The sequence below is a fragment of the Vibrio sp. V04_P4A5T148 genome, from assembly GCF_963875605.1.
GTDB classification, from domain to species: domain Bacteria; phylum Pseudomonadota; class Gammaproteobacteria; order Enterobacterales; family Vibrionaceae; genus Vibrio; species Vibrio anguillarum.
Genome location: NZ_CAWNMS010000006.1, coordinates 1 through 2,655 on the forward strand (window position 1 = coordinate 1; position 2,655 = coordinate 2,655).

Genomic DNA, 2,655 nt, shown 5'->3' on the forward strand with positions numbered 1-2,655 from the left:
AGTCCATACTCAATTCTCCAGAATGACGGCGTTCACTTATTTAAATGCAATTTATTATCAAATGCAAATAATTGTTATTTGCGATTTTAAGTGTGGTGATTGTTTATTATTTGTTCGGTTAAACGCGAATAAGGTGTAACTCGCTAAAATATAAATGAATTGCTTCTACACTTAGGTCAAACTACAACAAGAATCCAAAAGCTAAGGAGCGGAGTGATGGCGATTCAACGATTGAATGCAGAGCAGCTCTACCACGTTGCCCAGTTAGAAAAACTCCCTTGTAAATCAACTAAGGAGTTAGACCCAGTTGATGAGATTGTGGGGCAAGAACGGGCGCAAAAAGCGGTCGAATTTGCAATGTCGATCAAAGAGAAGGGTTACAACATCTACGCTATTGGCCGTAATGGGTTGGGCAAACGTACGATGATTTTGCGCTATTTAAACCGCCATCAGCATGATGTCGATGCGTTGTTTGATTGGTGTTATGTGGCCAATTTCAGCGATATTCGAACCCCAAAAGTGCTGAAGTTACCTTCGGGTATTGGGGTTAAACTAAAGCAAGACATTGAAAAGTTAATGAATAAGTTGGTCAATGCGATCCCGTTAGCTTTTGATAACGAGATTTACTTTGCTCGTGCCGATAAACTGAAAAATCAGATGGCACAAAAACAGCAAAGTGAATTGGATAGCATCAGTAAAGAAGCCAAAGATAAAGGCATTAGCTTAACCATCACCACTCAAGGCGACTATCAATTTGTTGCGATGAACGGTGAAGAGATGCACACCGAAGAGTCCTTTGACGCCTTGTCTAAAAAAGAGCAAGAGCACTTTAGCCATACCATTGATGAGCTAGAAATCAGCCTACGCAATATGGTACGTCAACTGACCGAATGGGAAGACTCCTACAGTGAGAAGATCAAAAAGCTCAATGATGAAGTAACGCTTGGTGTCATTACCCACTTTATTAAGCAGCTTAAGCAAGATTATTCTGGCTACCCAGACATCAAAACGTATCTCACGGAGTTACAAAAAGACATCGTCGATAATGCGGACATTTTCTTAGATGAAGACAGTGAGCAAGGCGAAGTCGCGACAGCTTCTTTAGATAAGCGTCTGCCGCGTCGCTACAAAGTCAATGTGCTGGTCAGTCAGCCTTCAGACAAGCTACCGATCGTGGTAGAAGAGAACCCGAACTACCACTCTCTATTTGGTTATATCGAAACGGCGACTTTTAAAGGCACAGTATTTACCGATTTTTCGTTGATTCGAGCGGGTAGTTTACATAAAGCCAATGGTGGTGTGCTGTTGATGGATGCGGTGAAAGTGCTTGAACAGCCCTATGTTTGGGACGGTTTAAAGCGTGCGCTGCGTTCACGCCAAATGAGTTTTACCTCTTTGGAAAAAGAGGTCACGCTAACAGGGACGGTTTCACTTGATCCAGAGCCTATCCCGCTAAATGTGAAAATCATCCTATTTGGTGATTACCACACCTATCAGCTGCTGACTCATTACGATCCTGAATTTAGCGAATTGTTCCGAGTAACGGCCGATTTTGAAGATGAGATGAAACGTACGCCCGATACCGAGCTACATTACGCGCGTTTTATTTCGAGCATAGTGCACGACAACAATATGCTGCATTGCGACCGTAAAGCGATTGCACGCATCATTGAACACAGTTCACGTACAACGGGCGATCAAGGCAAACTGTCACTTCATTCGGCGCATATTGCCAATTTGCTACGCGAATCTAACTATGTGGCGAAGCAGGCGAATTCAAACATGATCCGCCAGAATCATGTCGAAGAGGCGCTCAGCAACCAAGAGATGCGTGTGAGCCGCCTGCAAGACAGTGTGATGGAGTCGTATGTTAACGGTACAACGCTAATCCAAACGCAAGGCATGGCGGTCGGGCAGGTGAATGCGCTGTCGGTATTGAGCACCAGCGATCATATGTTTGGTGCGCCAAACCGTATTACCGCCACCACTTCCTATGGCGATGGTGACATTATCGATATCGAGCGCAGTGTCGATCTGGGTGGCAGCATCCACTCTAAAGGTGTGATGATTTTATCCGCGTATCTCTCTTCGGTATTTGGCCGTACGGCGCGCGTACCACTCACCACGACCATCACATTTGAGCAATCATACGGTGGTGTGGATGGTGATAGTGCCAGCATGGCCGAATTCTGTGCGATTGTGTCTGCGTTTTCTAAACGGCCTAATCGCCAAGATATTGCGATCACAGGTTCGATGAACCAATTTGGTGAGTCGCAGCCGATTGGCGGTGTGAATGAGAAAATTGAAGGTTTCTTTGATGTGTGTGCAATCAAAGGGCGCACCAGCCAGCAAGGTGTCATCATTCCTCGTTCAAACATGCACAATCTGATGTTACGCGCTGACGTTGTTAAAGCGGTCGAGAAAGGGGAGTTCAATATCTGGGCTATTGAACATGTCACTGAAGCGGTTGAGCTCTTTACTGGCAAACCCGCAGGCGAAGCAACAGAAGATGGCAGCTACCCAGTTGATACCATCTTCGGTTTAGCCCAGGCCAAACTGAATGCGCTTAGAAAATAGCCTTATTGGGTGATTTTTGAAATATTGTTAATGGTTTAATGGCCACTCATCGAGTGGTCATTTTTATATCAATTTGTA

1 protein-coding gene is annotated in these 2,655 nt (G+C 44.9%); it reads left to right on the forward strand.

The genetic code is table 11. The annotated features are described in order from the left end of the window. Nucleotides 1-216: 216 nt before the first annotated feature. Nucleotides 217-2,577, forward strand: a complete 2,361-nt coding sequence (locus AACT18_RS00090) for a Lon protease family protein (RefSeq protein ID WP_026027772.1) — start codon at nt 217-219, stop codon at nt 2,575-2,577. Nucleotides 2,578-2,655: the final 78 nt, after the last annotated feature.

What these genes read in the sequence shown, in the direction of transcription:
- AACT18_RS00090 (WP_026027772.1), top strand. Translation starts at nt 217, where the DNA reads ATGGCGATTCAACGATTGAATGCAGAGCAGCTCTACCACGTTGCCCAG.